The organism is Streptomyces sp. NBC_01465, from assembly GCF_036227325.1.
Lineage (GTDB): Bacteria > Actinomycetota > Actinomycetes > Streptomycetales > Streptomycetaceae > Streptomyces.
On sequence record NZ_CP109467.1, the window covers coordinates 4,071,268 to 4,093,278 of the forward strand.

Consider the following 22,011-nt stretch of genomic DNA (forward strand, 5'->3'; position numbering starts at 1 on the left):
CCTATACCGGGACGTGCACGGCCTCCACCCGGCTCGGCGCCAGATGCTCCCGCTCCCTGCGCGCCGAGCGCGAGCGCAGCCGAAGGATCTGGGTGATGCCGACCGCCTGCAGCACGAAGACGCAGGAGAAGGCGGCCCGGTAGTTGTCGTCGGTGGCGTCGAGCAGTACACCGACCACGAGCAGCGTCGTCATCGAGGCCACGAAGCCGCCCATGTTGACGATGCCCGAGGCCGTCCCCTGACGCTCCGGCGGATTGGCCGGGCGCGCGAAGTCGAAGCCGATCATCGAGGCGGGACCGCAGGCGCCGAGCACCGTGCAGAGCGTCACCAGCAGCCACATCGGGGCGTGTTCACCGGGGTACGCGAGCGTGCCCGCCCAGGCCACCGCGGTCGCGCCGACCGTGGAGAGCGCGATCGGCAGCCGGGCCGCGTGGTGGCGCGCGATGATCTGTCCGTAGACGAGACCCACCACCATGTTGGAGAGCACGACCAGCGTGAGGAGTTCGCCCGCGGTCGCCTCCGAGAGGCCCTGGGCCTCCACCAGGAAGGGCATCCCCCACAGCAGCAGGAAGAACATCGCGGGGAACTGCGTCGTGAAGTGCACCCACAGACCGAGCCGGGTGCCGGGCTCCCGCCAGGCGGCGGCGATCATCTTCCGTACGTACACGGAACCCGCGTGCTGCGCCGGCGGCGGCTCGTGACCCTCGGGGTGGTCCTTCAGGAAGAGGACCAGCAGGACCAGGACCACGGCCCCGGCGACGGCGCTGCCCGCGAAGGTCGCCGTCCAGCCGATGCTGCCCAGCGCCCGGGAGATGACCACGGTCGAGACGAGGTTGCCCGCCATGCCGACCAGGCCCGCGAGCTGGGCGACGAGCGGTCCGCGACGGGCGGGGAACCAGCGGGTGCCGAGCCGCAGCACGCTGATGAACGTCATCGCGTCGCCACAGCCGAGCAGGGCGCGGGATGCGAGGGCCATGCCGTACGAGGGCGAGAAGGCGAAGCCCAGCTGGCCGAGGGTGAAGAGGACGACCCCGAAGGTCAGGACCCGCTTGGCGCCCAGGCGGTCGACGAGCAGGCCGACGGGTATCTGCATGCCCGCGTAGACCAGCAGCTGGAGGATGGAGAAGGTGGAGAGCGCGGAGGCGTTGACGTGGAAGCGGTCGGCGGCGTCCAGGCCCGCGACGCCCAGGCTGGTGCGGAAGATGACGGCGACGAAGTAGACCGCGACGCCGATGCCCCACATCGCGGCCGCGCGCCGGCCGCCCGGCGGATCACCGGGGAGGGCGGCGCTCATCGGACCTCACCCCAGACCAGATTCCGCACCCGGCCCACATGGCGGTGGACGACGGCGACCGCCTCCTCCGTGTCCCCGGCGCGCATGGCGTCGAGGATCTCGGTGTGCTCGGTGACGTTCTTGGTGACGCGGTCGGGGTGGGCGTGCATGATCGCGACGCCCATCCTCAACTGCCGGTCGCGCAGCTGGTCGTAGAGGCGCGAGAGGATCTGGTTGCCGGCGCTGCGCACGATCTCGGCGTGGAAACAGCGGTCGGTGACGGACACCTCGGCCAGGTCCCCGGCCGCTGCCTGCTCCTTCTGCTGCTCCAGGAGCTCTTCGAGGCGGGCGATCAGAGCCGGGCTCGGCGGCACGGCCTTGCGTACGGCGAACTCCTCGACCAGCAGCCGGGTTTCGACCACGTCGGAGATCTCCTGCGCGGAGACGGCGAGGACGAGCGCGCCCTTCTTCGGGTAGAGCTTGATCAGCCCCTCGACCTCCAGCCGGAGCAGCGCCTCGCGCACGGGGGTGCGGGAGACGCCGACGGCCTCGGCGAGATCGCCCTCGGTGAGGAGGGTGCCCCCCTCGTAGCGGCGGTCGAGTACGGCTTGCTTGATGTGTGCGTAGACACGGTCGGCAGCGGGGGGCTGCTTGGCGGGGGCGGCAGGCATGCGGACAGGATAGATACAACAGAGGTGCATCAGAAGCACGGGTCCGCGATACGGACACGGACCCGTGCGCTCTGTCAGCCTCTGGCCGGTTTGCCCTTTCCGTACAGCCAGGTGGCGAAGACCTTGTCCAGCTGCTTTCCAGAGGTCTTCTCGCAGAGCGCGATGAACTGCGCCGTGGTCGCGGACGTGCCCTTCCGCTCGGCGGTCCACGTCTTGAGGATCTTGAAGAAGGCCTTGTCACCGACGGCCTTGCGCACCTGGTGGAGGACCATCGCGCCCCGGTAGTAGACCGGCAGGCCGAAGACCTGGCTGCCCTTGACCGGCTTGCCCGGCGGGTACGCCCACAGCTTGTCGCCCGCCGGGATCTCGTAGAGGTGGTCGAACCACTGCTTCGCCGAGTACGAGCCGTGGTCCTCGCTCCACAGCCACTCGGCATAGGTCGCGAAGCCCTCGTTCAGCCAGATGTCCGACCAGTCGGAGAGCCGGACCGAGTCGCCGAACCACATGTGCGCGTACTCGTGGACCATCACCTCCGGGTCCAGCGCCTTGCCGTACAGCGGCCGCCCGATCGTCTCCAGCGCGACGCCCAGCTTCGGGTCGTGGTCGACGATCGCGCCCGCCGAGTGGAAGGGGTAGGGGCCGAAGCGCTTCTCGCCCCAGGCGATGATCTCGGGGATCTTGGCCACGAAGGTGCGGGCCTTGGGGTTCTGGCGGGGGTCGATGGCGTTGACGACCGGGATTCCGGACTTCGTCGTGCTGGTGGACAGCTCGAACTTCCCGACGGCGAGGGTGACCTGATACGGGATGGTCGGGTCCTCGTCGTGCCAGCGGAAGGTGTTGCCGTCCTTCCCGGCATACGTGCCGACCGAGACGGCTGTCAGGCCCATGGGCACGGTCACGGCGATGTCGTACGTCGCCGGGTCCCGGACCGTGTCGTTGACCGGGTACCAGGTCATCGCGCCCAGCGGCTCGCCCATCACCAGGGCGCCGTCGTCCGTGGTGAGCCAGCCCTCCTCGGTCTCGCCCTTGCGCTTGAGGCTCTTGGGGTTGCCGCCGTACGTGACCGCGACCTTGAACTCCGCGCCCTTGGCGAGGGCTTGGGCGGGGGTGACGGTCAGTTCCGTACCGGCGCGGGTGAAGGCGGCCTTCTTGTTGTCGACCGTGACCGTCTTGACGGTGAAGCCGGAGAGGTCGAGGTTGAAGCGGGAGAGGTCCTGGGTGGCCCTCGCCGTCATGGTGCTGGTGCCGGCGAGGACCACGCTGGTCTTGGGCACCACGTTCAGGGCCAGGTCGTAGTGGATCGCGTCGTAGCCGCCGTTGCCCGAGGACGGGTAGATCGAGTCCTGCAGCCCGGTCGCACCGGGCGTTCCCCGTACGGGAGTTGCCGAAGGAGACGCCTTCTTCGAGCTGGACGGCTTGGCGTCCGCGGACGGGCTGTCGTCGGGGGAGCAGGCCGCGCAGGCGGCGGCCAGGCCGAGGCTCAGCGCGGCGGCTATGAAACGTCTGTGAGGTTCACGCATGCGCGCATCATGGCGCACTGCGGAAGGACCCCGCGACGGAGAATCGATCCGTCGCGGGGTCCGACTGCTAGGCCCAGGTGATGAGGCGCTTGGGCTGCTCCAGGATGGCCGCCACATCGGCGAGAACCTTGGAGCCGAGCTCGCCGTCGACCAGGCGGTGGTCGAAGGAGAGCGCCAGGGTGGTGACCTGACGCGGCTTGACCTTGCCCTTGTGGACCCAGGGCTGGAGCTTGATCGCACCGACCGCGAGGATCGCGGACTCGCCCGGGTTGAGGATGGGCGTACCGGTGTCGATGCCGAAGACACCGACGTTGGTGATGGTGACCGTGCCGCCCTGCATGGCCGCGGGGGACGTCTTGCCCTCGCGTGCCGTGGAGACCAGCTCGCCGAGCGCGGCGGCCAGTTCGGGCAGCGTCTTGGCGTCCGCGTCCTTGATGTTCGGGACGATCAGACCGCGCGGGGTGGCCGCGGCGATGCCCAGGTTCACGTAGTGCTTCTGCACGATCTCCTGGTTCGCCTCGTCCCAGGCCGCGTTGACCTCCGGGTTGCGCTTGATCGCGACCAGGAGGGCCTTGGCGATGAGCAGGAGGGGGTTCACGCGGAGACCCGCGAGCTCCTTGTCCTCCTTCAGCTCGGCGACGAGCTTCATCGTCCGCGTCACATCGAGCGTGATGAACTCGGTGACGTGCGGCGCGGTGAAGGCCGATCCGACCATCGCCTGGGCGATCGCCTTGCGAACTCCCTTGACGGGAATGCGTGTTTCACGTGAAACACGCTCCGTGACCGGCGCCTGCTCCACTGCTACGGGAGCCGGCGTCGCGGCGGGCGCGGGCGCTGCCGCGGCGTGCACGTCCGCACGCGTGACGATGCCGTCGGGCCCGGTGGCCGTGACGGTCGCCAGGTCGATGCCCAGGTCCTTGGCGAGCTTACGCACCGGAGGCTTGGCCAGCGGGCGGTTCGCGGCCGGCGCACTGCCGTTGGAGTAGTACGTGCCCTCGGGGGCGCTCTCCGTCTCGGGCTGCGCAGGAACGTCCTTACGGGCGCGGCGCTTGGTCGAGGACTCGGAGACCCCGTACCCGACGAGGACCGGCTGGCGGCCTGCGGGCTTGGCCTCCGTGGCGGGCTCCGGCACTGCGGCGGCCACCACCGGCTCGGCGGATCCGGGAGCAACGTCGACCGCGATGATCACCTGGCCGACGTCGACCGTCGTGCCCTCGGGGAAGCGCAGCTCGTGCACCACACCGTCGAAGGGGATGGGGAGTTCGACGGCGGCCTTCGCCGTCTCGACCTCGCACACCACCTGGCCGTCGGTCACCGTGTCACCCGGTGCGACGTACCACTTGAGGATCTCCGCCTCGGTCAGTCCCTCGCCCACGTCGGGCATCTTGAACTCTCGGAAGCGCGTTGGGTTCTGTGTAGTCATGGTCACGGCGCTCCTCAGTACGCAAGCGAGCGGTCGACGGCGTCGAGCACCCGGTCCAGGCCCGGCAGGTACTCCTCTTCCAGACGCGCCGGCGGATACGGCGTGTGGTACCCGCCGACCCGCAGCACGGGCGCCTCCAGGTGGTAGAAGCTCCGCTCGGTGATGCGGGCGGCGATCTCCGCGCCCGTACCGAGGAAGACCGGAGCCTCGTGCACGACGACCAGGCGCCGTGTCTTCTCCACCGAGGACTGGATCGTGTCGAAGTCGAGCGGCGACATCGAGCGCAGGTCGACGACCTCGAGGGACTTGCCCTCCTCCTGCGCCGCTGCGGCCGCCTCCAGGCAGACCTTCACCATCGGCCCGTACGCGACGAGCGTCAGGTCCGTGCCCTCACGGGCGATGCGCGCCTTGTGCAGCGGGGACGGGATGGCGTCGGTGTCGACGTCGCCCTTGTCCCAGTAGCGCCGCTTGGGCTCGAAGAAAATGATCGGGTCGTCGCTCTGGATGGCCTGCTGCATCATCCAGTAGGCGTCCGAGGAGTTGGAAGGCGAGACGACCTTCAGGCCCGCCACGTGCGCGAACAGCGCCTCGGGCGACTCGGAGTGGTGCTCGACGGCACCGATGCCGCCGCCGTACGGGATGCGGATGACGACGGGGAGCTTGATCTTGCCGAGCGCGCGGGCGTGCATCTTCGCGAGCTGCGTGACGATCTGGTCGTACGCGGGGAAGACGAAGCCGTCGAACTGGATCTCCACGACGGGCCGGTAGCCGCGCAGCGCGAGCCCGATCGCGGTGCCGACGATTCCGGACTCGGCGAGCGGGGTGTCGATGACGCGGCCGTCGCCGAAGTCCTTGTGGAGGCCGTCGGTGACGCGGAAGACGCCGCCGAGACGGCCGACGTCCTCGCCCATGATGAGGACCTTGGGGTCGTTCTCCATCGCCTTGCGCAGCGATTCGTTGATCGCCTTGGCGATCGGCATCTTGGTCGCAGCCATGATCAGTTGCCCTCCTCTGCGAAGGACGCCTGGTAGGCGGCGAACTGCGCGCGCTCCTCGTCGACCAGTGCGTGGCCGTCCGCGTGGGTGTGCTCGAAGATGGCGAGGGGGTCCGGGTCGGGCATCGCCCGCACGGCCTCGCGCACCCGCTTGCCCATGGTCTCGCTCTCGGCCTCGAGCTCGTCGAAGTACGCCTGGTCGGCGGCGCCTTCGGCCTCCAGATAGCGCTGGAGCCTGAGGATCGGGTCCTTGGCCTCCCAGGCGACGCGCTCGTCGTCGTTGCGGTACTTGGAGGGGTCGTCGGAGGTGGTGTGCGCACCCATGCGGTACGTGAACGCCTCGATCAACGTGGGCCCTTCGCCCCTGCGGGCGCGCTCCAGCGCCTCCTTCGTCACGGCGAGGCAGGCCAGGACGTCGTTGCCGTCGACCCGTACGCCGGGGAAGCCGAAGCCCTGGGCGCGCTGGTAGAGCGGCACGCGCATCTGCTTCTCGGTGGGCTCGGAGATCGCCCACTGGTTGTTCTGGCAGAAGAAGACGACCGGGGCGTTGTAGACGGCCGCGAAGTTGAAGGACTCCAGGACGTCGCCCTGGCTGGAGGCGCCGTCACCGAAGTACGCGACGACCGCGGAGTCCGCGCCGTCCTTGGCCACGCCCATCGCGTAACCGGTCGCGTGCAGCGTCTGCGAGCCGATGACGATCGTGTAGAGGTGGAAGTTGTTGGTGTTGGGGTCCCAGCCGCCGTGGTTCACGCCGCGGAACATGCCGAGCAGGTTGGTCGGGTCGACCCCGCGGCACCAGGCGACGCCGTGCTCGCGGTAGGTCGGGAAGACGTAGTCGTCCTCGCGGGTGGCCCGCCCCGAGCCGATCTGCGCGGCCTCCTGGCCGAGCAGGGACGCCCACAGGCCCAGTTCGCCCTGGCGCTGGAGGCTGGTGGCCTCGGCGTCGAAGCGGCGGGTCAGGACCATGTCCCGGTACAGACCGCGCAGCTCGTCGTGGGTCAGCTCCACGTCGTAGTCGGGGTGCCGTACGCGCTCGCCCTCGGGCGTCAGCAGCTGTACGAGCTGGGGCTCGGAACTCTGTGGCGGCTTGGCGGCTGCGCTGCTTGCGCGCTTGCTGCTGCTGCGTCGCGGTTTACGCGCGGCAGTGCTCTCCACGGTCACGTGCGTGCTCCTCCGTCGGTCCGGTCCCCGGGTTCGCCGGTGACCAGTGCGGCTCGCCTGTTGTCCTCTGCCCCCGCACGGGGTGGGTGCGGCGCGGCCGGGAACAGGCGTGACAGGTGCCCCGGCGAGCGCCCTGTCAAAAGCACGTTACCCAGTGTCTGACGGAACTGCGAAACCCCATTTGACCTGCGATTTTGCTTGGATTTCCAAGTAAATCGAGAAAAGGGGAAACAGCCGCTGGTCAGAGCACTGGTATCAGCCTGACAGGGAGCCGGAACAGAGGCACGTTATCCCGGTCACCCCGGGCACGGGAAGAGTTCGTATGTGAGACTGAGCCCGTGCGCGAAGACGGAAAAATCCGGGTATTTCTCCTTGACGACCATGAAGTGGTGCGTCGTGGAGTCCATGAGCTGCTCTCGGTCGAGGAGGACATCGAGGTCGTCGGCGAGGCCGGTACGGCAGCAGATGCCCTGGTCAGGATCCCTGCGACCCGGCCGGACGTCGCGGTGCTCGACGTACGGCTGCCCGACGGCAGCGGTGTCGAGGTCTGCCGCGAGATCCGCTCCCAGGACGAGTCGATCAAGTGCCTGATGCTGACCTCGTTCGCCGACGACGAGGCGCTCTTCGACGCGATCATGGCCGGGGCCTCGGGTTACGTACTCAAGGCGATCCGCGGCAATGAGCTGCTGAACGCGGTACGGGACGTGGCCGCGGGCAAGTCCCTGCTCGACCCGGTCGCCACCGCCCGGGTGCTCGAGCGGCTGCGCGACGGCGGGAAGTCCAAGGGCGACGACCGGCTCGCGAACCTCACCGAGCAGGAGCGGAAGATCCTCGACCTGATCGGCGAGGGCCTGACCAACCGCGTGATCGGCGAAAGGCTGCACCTCGCCGAGAAAACGATCAAGAATTATGTCTCCAGTCTCCTTTCCAAGCTGGGCATGGAACGGCGCTCGCAGGCCGCGGCCTATGTGGCGCGCATTCAGGCCGAGAAGCGCTGACGGAGATTATTCGGGACTTACGTCCCGATTCGTCGGGGCCGGAGCCCCTTTTGCGACACCCTGCCGGCGGCGCAGAGTGGAGAACATGTCCACCGAGGAACTCCGCGCCCTGCAGCTGCTCCGCCGTGTCACCTACGGCCGGGTGGCCACCAGCATGCGAGCGCTGCCCTTCCTCGCCATAGCCCGCCACATCGTGACCCCCGACGGCGAGGTCGTCCTGCGGATGCACTCGGGCCTCGGCCACCACGAGGCCTGCCTGGGCAGCGTGGTCACCTACGCCGCCGACAACCTGGGGCTCGGGGAGCCCGAGCTGTGGACGGTGCAGTTCACCGGCACCGCCGAAGCGACCGAACCGACGCACGAGGAGCTCGCACTCTTCGAGCCCGCCCCGGTCGAGGTCAACGGCGAACCCTTCGACCCGGTCCACATGCGGATCGCCCCGCAGTTCGTGAACATCGACCGCATCGCATATGCCCGACCGCGAGCAGTCAGCCACGCTGCGTGAATTAACATCTGGCGAGTGCCGCGCTCATCTGACAACGTGCCCCCCGTAGGCACTCTGCTGCGCCGCTACGCGTCCGCCGGCGACCCGCTCTCCTGCGAACCCGTCGCGCAGGGCCTGCTGAACCGCGGCTACCGGCTCGCCACCACCAGGGGCGACTACTTCCTCAAGCACCACCTCGACGGCGACGCGGACACCATTGCGCGCCAGCACCGGGCCACCCAGCGCCTCGGCCGGCTCGGCGTCCCGGTCGCACCTCCCGTGGCGGACGCCGACGGCTCCACCGTCGCGGTGATCGGCGGGCACTGCTACGCCCTCCACCCCTGGATCGACGGGCGCCACCGCGTCGGTGCGCAGCTCAGCGCCGTCGGATCGCGGCGGCTCGGGGCGCTGCTCGGTCTCGTACACACCTGCCTGGAACGGGTGATGGAGGCAGAGCCCCCGGCCACCCACGAGAGCGCCGACCCGGCGGACTCCTTCACGCTGATCGACGAGCTGCTCGGGCTCGCGCGCGACCGCTCGCCCCGGGACGCCTTCGACGAGCTGGCCGAACACCGCCTGCTGGAGCGCCGTTCGCTGCTGGAGCACCATGCGCACCGGCGGCCGCCGGCCGGGGGCGGCGGGGGCTGGGTGCACGGGGACTTCCATCCGCTGAACCTGCTCTACCGGGGCGCCGAACCCGCGGCGATCGTCGACTGGGACCGGCTGGGGGTGCAGCCGCGCGCGGAAGAGGCGGTGCGGGCCGCGATGATCTTCTTCGTACGGCCCGCGGGGGAGCTGGAGCTGGCGAAGGTACGGGCCTACGCGCGCGCCTACCGGCTCGCGGCGGGGGCGGACGCGGGGGAACTCGCCGCCGCGGTGCACCGGGTCTGGTGGGAGCGGCTCAACGACTTCTGGATACTGCGCTGGCGCTACCAGCTGCACGACCGCAGGGCCGACGCGCAGTTTCCTGCGGCATCGGCCCTGGCGGTGTGGTGGACGCGCGAGTACGACGCGGTGTGCGAGGCGTTCGCGGGGTGAGTCCTGGTCAGGGGGCGGCGGGGGAACTGCTGCCCCCGCCGGGGCCGCCCGCGCCGCCGCCTGCGGTGTCCGTGGGTTCGGGATCGGTCGGGGTGTCCGACGGGGTCGGCGTAGGCGGCTTGGACGTCGGAGTCTCCGACGGCGGCTCCGACGTGGGCGCCTCCGACGTCGGCGCCTGCGAAGACTCCGTCGGCGTCGGCGACTCCTCGCCGCCCGTCGACGTGTCCTCCGTGGACGGGTCCTCGGAGGTCGTGTCCGACGGGGTGTCCTCCGGCTGCTCCGACTGGGACTGCGTGACGGACGGGGACTTGGTCGTGTCCGTACCGCCGCCATCGCCCTTCGTGCCGAAGCCGTCCAGCGCGAAGACGATGCCCGTCACGATCGCGGCCACCGCGAGCGCGGCGACCACCCACATCCAGGCGCGGCCGTTCTTGCGCGGGCCGCCGGAGCCGTCGTACGCACCGTCGTCCGGGTTCATCGGCGGCAGGATCGGGCCCTGCGAGGTGTCGCTGTACTGGTTCTGGCCCAGCATGGCCGTCGCCGCCGTACTGCCCATGGGGGGCGTGCCCTCGGGCAGGACAACGGGACCGGTGTTCCAGGTGCCGGTGTGGCCACCCTGCTGCTGGAGCATCTGCAGGGAGTACGCGACCAGGCCGCGCATCTCCTCCGCGCTCTGGAAGCGGTCGTCGGGGTCCTTGGCAAGAGAACGCATGACGAGGCCGTCGAGTTCCGGCGGCACCGACGACGACGCCTGCGAGGGCGGCAGCGGGATGTCCTGGACGTGCTGGTAGACCACGGACAGCGGCGTCTCACCCGTGAACGGGGGCCGCAGCGCGAGCAGTTCGTACAGCAGACAGCCCGTGGCGTACAGGTCGGACCGGTGGTCGACGGCCTTGCCGAGCGCCTGCTCGGGGGAGAGGTACTGCGGCGTGCCCATGACCATGCCGGTCTGCGTCATCGTCGACTGCGCACCGTGCAGGGCGCGTGCGATGCCGAAGTCCATCACCTTCACCGCACCGCTGTTGGTGATGATGACGTTGGCCGGCTTGATGTCCCGGTGCACGATGCCGTGCTGGTGGGAGTAGGCGAGCGCCTCCAGCACACCGGAGACGATGATCAGCGCCTGCTCGGGCGGCGGGGCCTCCGCGCTGATCAGCAGATCGCGGATGGTGCGGCCCTCGACGAGCTCCATCACGATGTACGAGACGGTGTTGCCGCCCCAGTGGTCCTCGCCGGAGTCGTACACGGCGACGACCGCATGGTGGTTCAGACCCGCGACCGACTGTGCCTCGCGGGTGAACCGGGCCTTGGAGACCGGGTCTTCGGCCAGATCGGAGCGGAGCAGCTTGACCGCGACGGTACGGCCGAGCCGTACGTCCTCGGCCGCGAAGACCTCGGCCATGCCGCCTCGTCCGAGACGGTGGGTGAGGCGGTAGCGGCCGTCGCCGACCAGCCCGCCGATCCCCCAGTTCTCCGGCGCGTCCGGCATACCGCCGCCGTTTGCCTCGGATTCGGGTGCCATCAGTCCTCGCCGTCGTTTCGGTCCGCGTCAGCGGGTGGTCCTCAGGTACTTTGCCTCGTCACGCTACAGGCTCGGTCTGATGGGCCGGTTCGGGAATGACCGGTCATCAAACCGGTTCTCGCTGTACCCATGCAAATTCTCTGTGCTTTCTCTTCCCGTACGGTCACGGAACGGGCATCCGGCTTGACGTGTCAGTGCCCTCGGGCAGACTTGCCCGGTACAACGGGAAGATCCGCAGGATCCGCGGCCAGGGGGATGCACAGTCATGAGCCAGGACGGCGCACAGGGCCGCTATGCGGGCGGTTCGGTCGCGGGCGGCCGGTACCAGCTCCGCGACCTCCTCGGCGAGGGCGGCATGGCGTCGGTGTACCTGGCGTACGACGCCGCGCTCGACCGCCAGGTCGCGATCAAGACGCTCCACACGGAACTGGGCCGCGAGCAGTCCTTCCGCGAGAGATTCCGGCGCGAGGCGCAGGCCGTCGCCAAGCTCTCGCACACGAACATCGTCTCGGTCTTCGACACCGGCGAGGACGTGCTGGGCGAGGGCCCGATGCCGTACATCGTCATGGAGTACGTGGAGGGCCAGCCCCTCGGATCCCTGCTCCAGTCGGACATCACGCAGTACGGGGCGATGCCCGCCGACAAGGCGCTGAAGATCACCTTCGATGTGCTGGCGGCGCTCGAGGCCAGCCACGAAATGGGCCTGGTCCACCGGGACATCAAGCCCGGCAACGTGATGATGACCAAGCGCGGGACCGTCAAGGTCATGGACTTCGGCATCGCGCGCGCCATGCAGTCGGGCGTCACGTCGATGACCCAGACCGGCATGGTCGTCGGCACCCCGCAGTACCTCTCGCCGGAGCAGGCGCTGGGGCGGGCCGTGGACGCCCGCTCCGATCTGTATTCGGTCGGGATCATGCTGTTCCAGCTGCTGACGGGGCGGCTTCCGTTCGACGCGGACTCGCCTCTGGCGATCGCGTACGCGCATGTGCAGGAGGAGCCTGTCGCTCCTTCGTCGATCAACAGGTCCATTCCTCCGGCGGTCGACGCACTGGTCGCACGGGCGCTGAAGAAGAACCCGAACGAGCGTTTCCCGAGCGCCGCGGCCATGGGTGACGAGTGCGCGCGGGTGATGTCGTCGGGGCAGACGGGCGCCGCCCCGTCGGTCGTGGTGGGCAGCCCGCCGGCGAACAGCGGCTCGGGGGTCGGCTCGGCCGTCTTCCCGCCGGTGAACACGCCGCCCGTGATGCCGCAGCAGGGTTCCGTACAGCAGCCGTACCAGCCGGGGCCTTACGCCCCTCAGGCGCAGACGCCCGCACCGCCGAGCTACGGCTATCCGCAGCAGCAACAGGGCTACCAGACGCCGGCGCCCGCCCAGCAGTACGGCGTGCAGACTCCGCCTCCGTACAACATCTCGCCCCAGCAGCCGGTGACTTCGGCCGGTGGCACGGGCGGCGGCGGGAAGAACATGCCGCTGATCGTGGGGGCGATCGTGGTGGCGCTGCTCGCCGTTGGCGGTGTGATCGCGGCGATCCAGATGAACAAGCCGGACGACACCGGCAGTTCACCGAGCGGCAGCTCTTCGGTGGCGGGGCACAAGGGCCCCGACCGGTCCAGGACCATCGACTCCGCGCAGTGCACGGACCCCATGGAAGACGGTCTGAACCCGAAGAAGGTCAGCGCACCGAACTTCCTCTACAAGGACATCGAGTCCGTGAAGGCCTGCGCCCTCGCCGCGGGCTGGACCATCAAGGAAGAGTCGATCGACGAGAACGCGGAGGGGGAGGGCATCGTGATCGAGCAGTTCCCCGCCTACGCCGATGCCATCCCGCAGAAGGGCGCCAACTTCACCCTGAAGGTGTCCACGGGCAACCCGTCGTAGCCCACCTGGCCCGCCCCCTGCTCCGCCCGGGATGCCGGACTTCTTCCCGGGTGTGACGCTGGCTGCATGATCGCTCTGGTGGCGTTGGCCGTTCTGTCCCTGCCTGCCTCGGTGCACGCCGACGAACCGGCAGCGCGCCCCTCGCAGAGCGCTTCACCCAGCGCCTCGGCCGAACCTCGGCTGGCCGGTTCGGTGGCCGGGGTGGGGCGGGCACGGCCGGGACGGAGCCCGGACGCCTTCGGGTCGCCGTCCGACATCCCGGATCTGAACCCCGCCGCCGAAGAAATCCAGCCGCCCCCTCCTGCCCTTCCCACGCCCACCCGCACCCCTGCGGCCGCCGGAAGAAAGCCCGCAGCTCAGGCCGTTTCCAGACCCGAACCCCTGGCCATTCGCGTCGAGGTGCTGGGCGGCGGACTTGCCCTGGTGGGTCTCGGTTTGGGCTTCCTCGCAATGCGCCTGCGCAGGCCGTAGCTGCTTGCGCCGACCGACATACTCGGTATACATACTGAGTATGTCGATCCGCCACGGGCTCCTCGCCCTCCTCGAGCGGGGCCCTCGATACGGCTCCCAGCTCCGCAGCGAATTCGAGTCCCGCACCGGTGCCACCTGGCCCCTCAACGTCGGCCAGGTCTATACGACCCTCAGCCGCCTCGAGCGCGACGGGATGGTCGTGCAGGACGGTGAGGACGCGGCCGGCCATGCGCTGTACGCCATCACCACCGAGGGCCGCCAAGAGCTGAAGAACTGGTACGAGGCGCCCGTCGACCGCACCAGCCCGGCCCGCGACGAGCTGTCGATCAAGCTCGCGATGGCGGTCGGCGCACCCGGTGTGGACATCCGCGGGGTCATCCAGTCGCAGCGCCACCACACCGTGAAGGCGATGCAGGACTACACCCGGCTCAAGTCCCAGGCGCTCACCGCCATCGAGAAGGCCGGGGCGAAGGGGACCCAGGAGCGCGACGACGTGGCCTGGCTGCTCGTCCTGGAACAGCTGATCTTCCAGACGGAGGCCGAGGCGCGCTGGCTCGACCACTGCGAGGCACGGCTGATCAGGCTCTCGGCGGCGGTCGTGCCGGGGGCCGAACGTACGACGGCCGCACCAACCGCCGCGGCCCCCGCGCCGCTCACCACCGACCACTGACCGCATTTCAGACCGTACGTCCGTACGCCCAGGGGGGACCCTCACCATGTCCGAACGCCCGACACAGCCGCCGCAGCAGCCGGTGCTGCAGCTCAAGGAACTGACCCGCGTCCACGGCAGCGGCGCCACCGAGGTGCACGCCCTGCGCGGGATCAACCTCGACGTCTTCCCCGGTGAACTCGTCGCCGTCATGGGCCCGTCGGGCTCCGGGAAGTCCACGCTGCTCACCATCGCGGGCGGCCTCGACACCCCGACCTCGGGCCAGGTGATCGTCGAGGGAACCGACATCACCACCTCGGGCCGCAAGGTGCTCGCCGCACTGCGCAGGCGCTCCATCGGTTACGTCTTCCAGGACTACAACCTCATCCCCGCGCTCACCGCGGCCGAGAACGTCGCCCTGCCGCGCGAGCTCGACGGCGTCTCCGCCCGCAAGGCCCGTGCCGAGGCCATGGCCTCGCTGGAGGAGATGGACCTGGCGCATCTCGCCGACCGCTTCCCCGACGAGATGTCCGGCGGCCAGCAGCAGCGCATCGCCATAGCCCGCGCCCTGGTCGGCGACCGCCGACTGGTCCTGGCCGACGAGCCGACCGGCGCGCTGGACTCCGAGACCGGCGAATCCGTACTGGCCCTGCTGCGCGCCCGCTGCGACGCCGGAGCGGCCGGGGTCCTCGTCACACACGAGCCGCGCTTCGCGGCCTGGGCGGACCGGGTCGTCTTCCTGCGCGACGGCGGGGTCGTCGACCAGACCGTACGCAGCGACGCCGAGTCGCTCCTGACCGGCCAGGCGGCCGAACTGTGAGCAACTGGTTCCACTCCTGGCGGGCCGCGGTCCGCATCGCCCGCCGTGACGCCTGGCGCTACAAGGGCCGCAGCTTCCTGGTCCTCGCCATGATCGCGCTGCCGATCCTCGGGGTGAGCGCCGCCGATCTGACCCTGCGCAGCTCCGAGCTCTCCACCGAGCAGAAGGTCGAGCGCTCCCTGGGGCGGGCCGATGCGCGGATCACCGACCCGGGCATGGGCGGCACGGCCGTCTTCCAGGACCCCGCCGGCGAGCAGAACGCTCCGGCGAAGGACATCAAGGACGGCGAGTCCTGGCCCGAGGGCACGACCGATCTCTCCAAGGTCGTCCCGGCAGGCGCCAAGACCCTTGAGGACACGACGGCTTCGGGCAAGTTCCGCACCACTCACGGGCTTCTGTACGCCGACATCCGTGAGCTGAAGGCCACGGACCCGATGGCCGAGGGCATCATGGACCTCACCGACGGCCGCTTCCCGGAGAGGGCCGGTGAAGTCGCCGCGACGACGCACTTCCTGGACGCCAGCGGGCTGAAGGTCGGCTCGTCGGTCTCCGCACGCGGCGTGGAAGGCACCAAGTACCTGATCGTCGGTGCGTACGAACTGCCCAACGACCTCAAGGCCGAACAGGTCAACGCACTTCCCGGCACGTTCATCGACCCGCTCAACAAGGCGCTCGCGGCGGTCGACCTGCCCACGTCGGGCAAGAACACCACTCAACTGGTCACCGTCACCGGTGGTTTCACGTGGAACATGGTCAAGGAGGCCAACACCAAGGGCGCGATCGTCACGTCGCGCCTGGTGGCCCTCGACCCGCCCGCCGACTCCGAGGTGCCGCTGTACCAGAAGGGCGGCTGGAGCAACTACGAGCAGAGCACCGCCGCCAAGGCCGCACTGCTCGCGGCCGTCGGCACCATCGTGGGCCTGGCCATTCTGGAGATCTGCCTGCTCGCCGGGCCCGCGTTCGCGGTCGGCGCCCGGCGCTCGCGCCGTCAGCTCGGGCTGGTCGGCGCCAACGGCGGTGAGCGCAGGCACATCCGGGCCATCGTGCTCTCCGGCGGACTCGTGATCGGCATCGCGGCCGCGGTCGTCGGAACGCTCCTCGGCATGCTGCTCACCTTCGCGCTCCAGCCGCTGCTCGAGGACTACATGGGCAAGCGCTTCGGCAGCTTCGACATCCGCCCGCTGGAGCTCCTGGGCATCGGGCTGCTCGCCGTCTTCACCGGTCTGATGGCGGCGATCGTGCCCGCCGTCACCTCGTCCCGGCAGACCGTCCTGGCCTCGCTCACCGGCCGCCGCGGGGTGCGCCGCTCCAGCCGAGTGCTGCCGGTGATCGGCTTGATCGCGGTCGCTCTGGGTGCCGCGACAGCCCTGTACGGATCCACGATGTCCAGCTCCTCACTGATCGTGGCGGGCGGCAGCGCCGTCGCCGAACTGGGCATTGTCGCTCTCACCCCCGCCATGGTCGGTCTGTTCGGCCGGGCCGGGCGCATCCTGCCGCTCTCGCCCCGACTGGCGCTGCGCGACGCGGTACGCAACCGGGGGCGCACGGCCCCCGCGGTCGCCGCGGTGCTGGCCGCCGTCGCGGGCACGGTCGCGGTGGCGACGTACACGGCGAGCACCGAGGCGCAGCACAAGGCCGAGTACACGGCCGAACTTCCGTACGGCACCGTCTCGGTGTCGACCACGGAGGCCGGCGGGCGCGATGTGCCTCAGGTGCGCAGCACCGTGCAGAAGGACCTGCCGGTGGACGTGCGGGCCGATGTGGACCGGATCGCCGTGGGGAAGGCGAGCTGCGAGTTGTACAGCGATTCGCCGGGCTGTGGCCGCTATGAAGTGGTCACCCCCAAGGCCAACATCTGCCCGCTGTGGGCGCCGTCGGCCGAAGGCGAGGACCCTTCGTCGAAGTACACCGTCGAGGAACGGCGCAAGCTCGGCAAGGACTGGCGCTGCCTGCAGAACAACGGCGGTGGCATCGAGGTCCAGGACGGGTTGCTGGTCGGCGACGCGAAGCTGATGAAGGTGCTGGGCATCAACGACCCGGCGTCCGTGACCGCCCTGTCCCAGGGGCAGATCGTCTCCTTCGACAAGCGCAACATCACCCCTCAGAGCAAGATCGACATTCGGCTGATCACCGATCCGAAGGCCGCCGACGCAGCCAGCGCCAAGGGCAAGGACGCACCCGGAGCGATCAAGTCCTTCGCCGCGCACCAGGCTTCGGGATCCCCGAAGACGTACGGCATCACCATGATCATGCCGCCGTCCGCCGCCAGGGCCGCGGGCCTCGTCACGGTCCCCTACGGTGCGTACTTCACGACGGACAAGATGCCCAGCAGCGCGCAGCAGCAGCGTCTGGACAGCGACATCGACAAGCTCGGCACCGAGGTCGCCCTGCGCATCGAGAAGGGCTGGACCCCTGAGAGCAGCATCGTCCTGATCTCCCTGACCGTCTTCGCCGGGCTGATCACGATCGGCGCCGCGGGCATCGCCACCGGTCTCGCCCAGGCGGACGCCGAGGCCGACCTCAAGACGCTCGCCGCCGTGGGAGCGGCGCCGCGGGTGCGCCGGACACTCAGCGGGTTCCAGTGCGGGGTGGTGGCCGTGATGGGTGTGGTGCTCGGCTCGGCGGCGGGCGTACTGCCCGCGATCGGGCTGAGGTTCACCGAGAAGCGCGAGCAGACGGACTTCTACCGGGAGTTGGTCGACCAGGGCTACGGGGCCATGAACCCGGCCCCGTACGTCCCGGTCGTCGTCCCCTGGGCCACCCTGGCCGCGCTGCTGATCGCCGTCCCGCTGGGCGCGGCCCTGCTGGCGGCCCTGGTCACGCGCTCGCACGGGGCCCTCGCCCGGCGCGCCGCGGTCTGACCGGAGTCCGGGCCTCCTGTGCCCCCGTACGAGGGTGGATCACTCTCGTACGGGGGCACACCGTCATGTGAGTCACGTGTACGAGAGAATGACGGCATGGAGATGCCGAGGAGTGAACGGCCGGAACGGTCGCAGGAGCACCCGCAGGTCCTCGTGGTGGGACAGGACGGGATGGCGCTCGGCGGCGGCCCCGGCGGCGGTGACGAGGCGCGCGAGGTCCCAGTGACAGAGATGGTCGAACAACCCGCGAAGGTCATGCGCATCGGCAGCATGATCAAGCAACTGCTCGAGGAAGTCCGTGCGGCTCCTCTCGACGAGGCGAGCCGGGTCCGCCTCAAGAACATCCACGCCAGCTCGGTGAAGGAGCTGGAGGACGGCCTCGCCCCCGAACTGGTCGAGGAGCTCGAGCGTCTCTCCCTTCCGTTCACCGACGAGGCGATCCCCTCCGAGGCCGAACTGCGCATCGCGCAGGCCCAGTTGGTGGGCTGGCTGGAGGGCCTCTTCCACGGCATCCAGACCGCGCTGTTCGCCCAGCAGATGGCCGCCAGGGCCCAGCTGGAGCAGATGCGCCGCGCGCTCCCGCCGGGTGCGGGCGGCCACGACGACGAGGACGACGACGGCCACGGTGCCGTCCGCTCGGGCCCGTACCTCTAGGGGGTGTCCGGCGGATCATGCCGCAGTCGCGCCGGCCCGGCACGCACATCTGCCGCGTTGTCGTCAGTTGCCAACGCTCCGCGTTGTCGCCTTCCTCCGCCTTGCAGCTGCGCTCGGCATCCGAAGGATGAATCAAAGAGCCGAGACGGAGCGAAGCGCAGTGCACCGGACCACCGCTCACCCGCGGTAAAGGCTTCAACGCAGAGCAAGGGCGACCCGATCCGCCGGACACCCCCTAGAACCGCCGACCGGGCGGGGCGATCACCGGGCGCTGCCCCGTTCCCCCCGCCCGCTCAGCGCCGCATACTCACCGGATGACCACCTACGACGCCGTCGTCCTCGCAGGCGGGGCGGCCAGACGGCTCGGCGGAGCCGACAAGCCAGGGCTGACCGTCGGCGGCCGCGCCCTGCTCGACCGTGTGCTGGCCGCCTGTGCGGGAGCGGCGTCGACCGTCGTGGTCGGCGGCCGGCGCACCACGTCGCGTCCCGTCACCTGGGTACGCGAAGACCCGCCCGGCGGCGGCCCGTTGGCCGCGCTGGACGCCGGCGTCCGCGCCACCCGCGCCGACCGGATCCTCGTCCTCTCCGCGGACCTGCCCTTCCTCGACGGGCGGAGCGTGGCGGCGCTGCTCTCCGCACTCGCCGACGGCAGCCACGAAGCCGCCCTCCTCACCGACGCGGGCGGCCGCGACCAGCCCCTCGTCGCCGTCTACCGCGCCGAGCCGCTCCGCCGTGAACTGGCCCTGCTCGCCTCCGAACACGGCGCGCTCACCGGTCTGCCCCTCCGACTGCTCACCGCCGAACTCGACCTCGCCCGAATCGCCGCCGACCCGGCCCGGCCCCTCGCGTCGTTCGACTGCGACACCTGGGAGGACATCGCCGCGGCAAGGGCCCGCATCAGGGAGCATGGACACGTGCTGGATGAATGGATCACCGCAGTCAAGGCCGAACTCGGCATCGAGCTCGACGTCGACACCGGCGTCCTCCTCGACCTGGCCCGCGACGCCGCACACGGTGTCGCCCGGCCTGCCGCTCCACTGACCACCTTCTTGGTGGGGTACGCGGCGGCGAAGGCCGAGAAGGACGGCCCCGAGGCCGTCGCCGAGGCGGCCCGCAAGGCCGCGGCCCTCGCCAACCAGTGGGCCGCAGAGGCGAACGAGGCCGGATGAGCGAGACGCACGGCCCCGAGGACACCGACGTCGACGAGGCCCTCGCGCTCGTCAACACGGTGCCGCCGCCCACCGTCCCGCAGGCCGCGGGACCCGCCCTCCCGCAGCCGTCCCCGCCCGTACGCCACCGGGCCACACCCTGGCCCGAAGCACGCGCCCGCGCCGCACAGGCCGGCCGCAGCGCCCCCGTACGGACCCGGCGCACCCCCCTCGACGACGCGCTCGGTCAGATCCTCGCCGAGCCCCTCACCGCCCTCACCGACCTGCCGTCCTTCGACACCTCGGCGATGGACGGCTGGGTCGTGGCGGGACCGGGGCCCTGGCGGATCCGGCAGGACAGCATCCTCGCCGGACGCGCCGCGCCCGACCCGCTGGCCGACGGGGAGGCCGTACGCATCGCCACCGGCGCCCGGATCCCGGCCGACGCCACCGCCGTCATCCGCTCCGAACACGCCCGCACCGACGGGGCCGGGCGCCAGCTGTCCGCCGGGCGCGAGGTCGTACCCGGCCAGGACATCCGCCCGCGCGGCCAGGAGTGCCGCTCCGGCGACCATCTGCTGCCCGCCGCCTCGCTGGTGACCCCCGCCGTGCTCGGCCTCGCCGCGGCCGCCGGTTACGACACGCTGCTCACCGTCCCCCGCCCCACCGTCGAAGTCCTCGTCCTGGGCGACGAGTTGCTGACCGAAGGGCTGCCGCACGACGGGCTGATCCGCGACGCCCTGGGCCCGATGATCGGCCCCTGGCTGCGCTCCCTCGGTGCGGAGGTCGTCGCCACGCGCCGTCTCGGCGACGACCCCGGCGCGCTCTACGAGGCCGTCACCACCTCCGGGGCCGATCTGGTCGTCACCACCGGCGGCACCGCTTCGGGCCCCGTCGACCATGTCCACCCGACCCTGCGGAAGGCCGGCGCCGAACTGCTCGTCGACGGTGTCGCAGTCCGCCCCGGCCATCCGATGCTGCTGGCGCGGCTGGCCCCCGGGCGCCACCTCGTGGGTCTGCCGGGGAATCCCCTCGCCGCCGTCTCCGGACTCCTCACGCTGGCCGCGCCCCTGCTGCGTACGCTCTCCGGCCGCGAAGCCCAGGCGCCGGCAGATTCTTTTTTCTATGGCTCCGCCGTGCGCGACGAGGTGCAGGGGCACCCGTACGACACCCGGCTCGTGCCCGTCGTGCACCACGGCGACGAGGCCGTGCCGCTGCACTTCAACGGGCCCGCGATGCTCCGCGGGATCGCCGCCGCCGACGGACTCGCCGTCGTCCCGCCGGGCGGTGCCCTGGCCGGTCAGGAGCTGGACGTCATCGATCTGCCGTGGGCCGGGGAGTGTTTCACGTGAAACTTTCCGGCCATGACGCCCTCGACCGCCCCGTCGGCGAAGCCCTCGCCACCCGGCGCATCAAGCTCCCCCGCCGCGTCGTCGAACGTCCGCTGCGCCAGGTCGGCCGACGCGTACTGATCGCGCTGCTCGTCCTGGTGACCACCGCGATGGTCGTCTGGCTCGACCGCTCCGGCTACCACGACAACGCCGACGGCAAGGTCGACCTGCTCGACGCCTTCTACTACGCCACGGTCACCCTCTCCACCACGGGTTACGGCGACATCGTCCCGTACAGCGACCCCGCCAGGCTGGCGAACATCCTTGTGATCACGCCCCTGCGCGTGCTCTTCCTGATCATCCTGGTCGGCACCACTCTCGAGGTCCTCACGGAGCGGACCCGGGAGGAGTTCCGGCTGAAACGCTGGAGGACCCAGTTGCGTGACCACACCGTCGTCGTCGGCTTCGGCACCAAGGGCCGCTCGGCGATCCAGACCCTCTGCGCAACGGGCCTGAAGAAGGACCAGATCGTCATCGTCGACCCCAGCGCGAAGGTCATCGAGGCGGCCAACGCGGACGGTTTCGTCGGCGTGGTCGGCGATGCCACGCGCAGCGACGTACTGCTGCGGGCCGAACTGCAGCGGGCCCGTCAGGTGGTCATCGCCACCCAGCGCGACGACACCGCCGTCCTGGTCACGCTGACGGCGCGCCAGCTCAACCGGGGCGCCAAGATCGTGGCCGCGGTCCGCGAGGAGGAGAACGCGCCGCTGCTGAAGCAGTCCGGCGCGGACGCGGTGATCACCAGCGCCAGCGCGGCGGGACGACTGCTCGGTCTCTCCGTCCTCAGCCCCAGCGCAGGCACCGTGATGGAGGACCTGATCCAGCAGGGCAGCGGCCTCGACCTGATCGAGCGGCCGGTCCGCAAGCCCGAGGTCGGCAAGAACGTCCGGGACGTCGAGGACCTGGTGGTGACCGTCAAGCGCGGGCACCGGCTGCTGGGTTACGACAGCTCCGAGGCGAGCCCCCTGCAGGCCATGGACCGGCTGATCGCGATCGTGCGGGTGTCGCCGGGGGCCGCCGAGCCGGCGGGCAGGTCGGAGTAGCCTCGCGG

At 70.4% G+C, this 22,011-nt stretch carries 19 protein-coding genes; 12 read left to right on the plus strand and 7 right to left on the minus strand.

What is annotated here, in order from left to right:
• Position 1: 1 nt before the first annotated feature.
• The 6 genes from OG707_RS19180 to pdhA all read right to left on the minus strand — a co-directional run bounded on the left by OG707_RS19180 (position 2) and on the right by pdhA (position 7,042).
• On the minus strand, positions 2-1,294 hold the full coding sequence (locus OG707_RS19180) for an MFS transporter (protein ID WP_329119898.1): 1,293 nt from the start codon (positions 1,292-1,294) through the stop codon (positions 2-4).
• Positions 1,291-1,944 (minus strand): GntR family transcriptional regulator, encoded by a 654-nt coding sequence (locus OG707_RS19185; protein ID WP_329119900.1) that lies wholly within the window; start codon positions 1,942-1,944, stop codon positions 1,291-1,293. Before OG707_RS19185 ends, OG707_RS19180 begins: the two co-directional genes overlap by 4 nt.
• A 74-nt stretch (positions 1,945-2,018) precedes the next feature.
• Positions 2,019-3,464 (minus strand): M1 family metallopeptidase, encoded by a 1,446-nt coding sequence (locus OG707_RS19190; RefSeq protein ID WP_329119902.1) that lies wholly within the window; start codon positions 3,462-3,464, stop codon positions 2,019-2,021.
• Positions 3,465-3,531: 67 nt separating this feature from the next.
• Positions 3,532-4,887 (minus strand): dihydrolipoamide acetyltransferase family protein, encoded by a 1,356-nt coding sequence (locus tag OG707_RS19195; RefSeq protein ID WP_329119903.1) that lies wholly within the window; start codon positions 4,885-4,887, stop codon positions 3,532-3,534.
• A gap of 14 nt (positions 4,888-4,901) precedes the next feature.
• Entirely contained in the window at positions 4,902-5,882 is a 981-nt protein-coding gene (locus OG707_RS19200; RefSeq protein ID WP_329119904.1) for an alpha-ketoacid dehydrogenase subunit beta, read from the minus strand.
• Between the two features lie 2 nt (positions 5,883-5,884).
• Complete coding sequence (gene pdhA, locus OG707_RS19205) at positions 5,885-7,042, minus strand: pyruvate dehydrogenase (acetyl-transferring) E1 component subunit alpha (protein WP_329119905.1); 1,158 nt, start codon at positions 7,040-7,042, stop codon at positions 5,885-5,887.
• A 338-nt stretch (positions 7,043-7,380) separates the two neighbouring features.
• Here pdhA and OG707_RS19210 point away from each other — a divergent pair, with 338 nt between their 5' ends.
• The 3 genes from OG707_RS19210 to OG707_RS19220 all read left to right on the plus strand — a co-directional run bounded on the left by OG707_RS19210 (position 7,381) and on the right by OG707_RS19220 (position 9,562).
• Positions 7,381-8,040 carry a response regulator transcription factor gene (locus OG707_RS19210; RefSeq protein WP_329119906.1) on the plus strand — a complete coding sequence of 220 codons (660 nt, stop codon included), beginning with the start codon at positions 7,381-7,383 and terminating at the stop codon, positions 8,038-8,040.
• 85 nt (positions 8,041-8,125) lie between these two features.
• On the plus strand, positions 8,126-8,545 hold the full coding sequence (locus tag OG707_RS19215; protein WP_329119908.1) for a pyridoxamine 5'-phosphate oxidase family protein: 420 nt from the start codon (positions 8,126-8,128) through the stop codon (positions 8,543-8,545).
• A gap of 15 nt (positions 8,546-8,560) precedes the next feature.
• Positions 8,561-9,562: a phosphotransferase gene (locus tag OG707_RS19220; RefSeq protein WP_329119910.1), complete on the plus strand. Its 1,002-nt coding sequence runs from the start codon at positions 8,561-8,563 to the stop codon at positions 9,560-9,562.
• Positions 9,563-9,569: 7 nt separating this feature from the next.
• On the opposite strand, the gene OG707_RS19225 is transcribed toward OG707_RS19220, so the two are convergent.
• Positions 9,570-11,084 (minus strand): protein kinase domain-containing protein, encoded by a 1,515-nt coding sequence (locus OG707_RS19225; RefSeq protein WP_329119912.1) that lies wholly within the window; start codon positions 11,082-11,084, stop codon positions 9,570-9,572.
• A 265-nt stretch (positions 11,085-11,349) separates the two neighbouring features.
• Here OG707_RS19225 and OG707_RS19230 point away from each other — a divergent pair, with 265 nt between their 5' ends.
• The 9 genes from OG707_RS19230 (at position 11,350) to OG707_RS19270 (ending at position 22,003) form a co-directional block, all read left to right on the plus strand.
• Entirely contained in the window at positions 11,350-12,966 is a 1,617-nt protein-coding gene (locus tag OG707_RS19230) for a protein kinase domain-containing protein (RefSeq protein ID WP_329119914.1), read from the plus strand.
• Between the two features lie 66 nt (positions 12,967-13,032).
• Positions 13,033-13,437: a hypothetical protein gene (locus tag OG707_RS19235; protein ID WP_329119917.1), complete on the plus strand. Its 405-nt coding sequence runs from the start codon at positions 13,033-13,035 to the stop codon at positions 13,435-13,437.
• Positions 13,438-13,477: 40 nt separating this feature from the next.
• Positions 13,478-14,107 (plus strand): PadR family transcriptional regulator, encoded by a 630-nt coding sequence (locus OG707_RS19240; protein WP_329119919.1) that lies wholly within the window; start codon positions 13,478-13,480, stop codon positions 14,105-14,107.
• Positions 14,108-14,153: 46 nt separating this feature from the next.
• Positions 14,154-14,906, plus strand: coding sequence for an ABC transporter ATP-binding protein (locus OG707_RS19245; RefSeq protein ID WP_329119921.1), 753 nt, complete (start codon positions 14,154-14,156; stop codon positions 14,904-14,906).
• Positions 14,903-17,767, plus strand: coding sequence for an ABC transporter permease (locus OG707_RS19250; RefSeq protein WP_329119923.1), 2,865 nt, complete (start codon positions 14,903-14,905; stop codon positions 17,765-17,767). Before OG707_RS19245 ends, OG707_RS19250 begins: the two co-directional genes overlap by 4 nt.
• Positions 17,768-17,863: 96 nt before the next feature.
• On the plus strand, positions 17,864-18,421 hold the full coding sequence (locus OG707_RS19255; RefSeq protein WP_329119925.1) for a bacterial proteasome activator family protein: 558 nt from the start codon (positions 17,864-17,866) through the stop codon (positions 18,419-18,421).
• 314 nt (positions 18,422-18,735) lie between these two features.
• On the plus strand, positions 18,736-19,590 hold the full coding sequence (locus OG707_RS19260) for an NTP transferase domain-containing protein (protein WP_329119927.1): 855 nt from the start codon (positions 18,736-18,738) through the stop codon (positions 19,588-19,590).
• On the plus strand, positions 19,587-20,921 hold the full coding sequence (locus OG707_RS19265; RefSeq protein ID WP_329119929.1) for a molybdopterin molybdotransferase MoeA: 1,335 nt from the start codon (positions 19,587-19,589) through the stop codon (positions 20,919-20,921). The genes OG707_RS19260 and OG707_RS19265 overlap by 4 nt, the downstream gene beginning before the upstream one ends.
• Positions 20,918-22,003: a potassium channel family protein gene (locus OG707_RS19270; RefSeq protein WP_329119931.1), complete on the plus strand. Its 1,086-nt coding sequence runs from the start codon at positions 20,918-20,920 to the stop codon at positions 22,001-22,003. The genes OG707_RS19265 and OG707_RS19270 overlap by 4 nt, the downstream gene beginning before the upstream one ends.
• Positions 22,004-22,011: the final 8 nt, after the last annotated feature.

Excerpts from the sequence above, each read along its gene's own strand:
- OG707_RS19180 (WP_329119898.1), bottom strand. The coding sequence starts at position 1,294 with ATGAGCGCCGCCCTCCCCGGTGATCCGCCGGGCGGCCGGCGCGCGGCC.
- OG707_RS19185 (WP_329119900.1), bottom strand. The coding sequence starts at position 1,944 with ATGCCTGCCGCCCCCGCCAAGCAGCCCCCCGCTGCCGACCGTGTCTAC.
- OG707_RS19190 (WP_329119902.1), bottom strand. The coding sequence starts at position 3,464 with ATGCGTGAACCTCACAGACGTTTCATAGCCGCCGCGCTGAGCCTCGGC.
- OG707_RS19195 (WP_329119903.1), bottom strand. The coding sequence starts at position 4,887 with ATGACTACACAGAACCCAACGCGCTTCCGAGAGTTCAAGATGCCCGAC.
- OG707_RS19200 (WP_329119904.1), bottom strand. The coding sequence starts at position 5,882 with ATGGCTGCGACCAAGATGCCGATCGCCAAGGCGATCAACGAATCGCTG.
- OG707_RS19215 (WP_329119908.1), top strand. The coding sequence starts at position 8,126 with ATGTCCACCGAGGAACTCCGCGCCCTGCAGCTGCTCCGCCGTGTCACC.
- OG707_RS19225 (WP_329119912.1), bottom strand. The coding sequence starts at position 11,084 with ATGGCACCCGAATCCGAGGCAAACGGCGGCGGTATGCCGGACGCGCCG.
- OG707_RS19230 (WP_329119914.1), top strand. The coding sequence starts at position 11,350 with ATGAGCCAGGACGGCGCACAGGGCCGCTATGCGGGCGGTTCGGTCGCG.
- OG707_RS19235 (WP_329119917.1), top strand. The coding sequence starts at position 13,033 with ATGATCGCTCTGGTGGCGTTGGCCGTTCTGTCCCTGCCTGCCTCGGTG.
- OG707_RS19240 (WP_329119919.1), top strand. The coding sequence starts at position 13,478 with ATGTCGATCCGCCACGGGCTCCTCGCCCTCCTCGAGCGGGGCCCTCGA.
- OG707_RS19245 (WP_329119921.1), top strand. The coding sequence starts at position 14,154 with ATGTCCGAACGCCCGACACAGCCGCCGCAGCAGCCGGTGCTGCAGCTC.
- OG707_RS19255 (WP_329119925.1), top strand. The coding sequence starts at position 17,864 with ATGGAGATGCCGAGGAGTGAACGGCCGGAACGGTCGCAGGAGCACCCG.
- OG707_RS19260 (WP_329119927.1), top strand. The coding sequence starts at position 18,736 with ATGACCACCTACGACGCCGTCGTCCTCGCAGGCGGGGCGGCCAGACGG.
- OG707_RS19265 (WP_329119929.1), top strand. The coding sequence starts at position 19,587 with ATGAGCGAGACGCACGGCCCCGAGGACACCGACGTCGACGAGGCCCTC.